1 rRNA gene is annotated in these 302 nt (G+C 53.3%); it reads left to right on the plus strand.

The window, feature by feature from the left end:
* The first annotated feature begins 185 nt into the window (after positions 1–185).
* Positions 186–302, plus strand: a 5S ribosomal RNA gene (gene rrf, locus M3223_RS24090).

Below are 302 nucleotides of genomic sequence, written 5' to 3' on the forward strand. Positions count from 1 at the left end.
AATCGCTTCCTGCAACGGAAGCATTCAAATTCGAGGCATCGCCAGATGCCTCAACAGAAACCTTCGGGTTTCAAAACCGGCTTGTCACTCACTCGTTGTCAGTTTTGAAAGAGCAAGTCTCTTTCAAGTATAGGTTTTCGCAGCTATCCGCTAGGATGAGCTGAGAAAAGCCTAGCGCTTCATCGTTTGGTGGCGATGGCGGAAGGGAACCACGCGTACCCATCCCGAACACGACCGTTAAGCCTTCCAGCGCCGATGGTACTTGGACCGCAGGGTCCTGGGAGAGTAGGACGTCGCCAAGC

It is taken from the genome of Paenibacillus pasadenensis, assembly GCF_023715725.1.
Classification (GTDB): Bacteria; Bacillota; Bacilli; order Paenibacillales; family Paenibacillaceae; genus Paenibacillus_O; species Paenibacillus_O pasadenensis_A.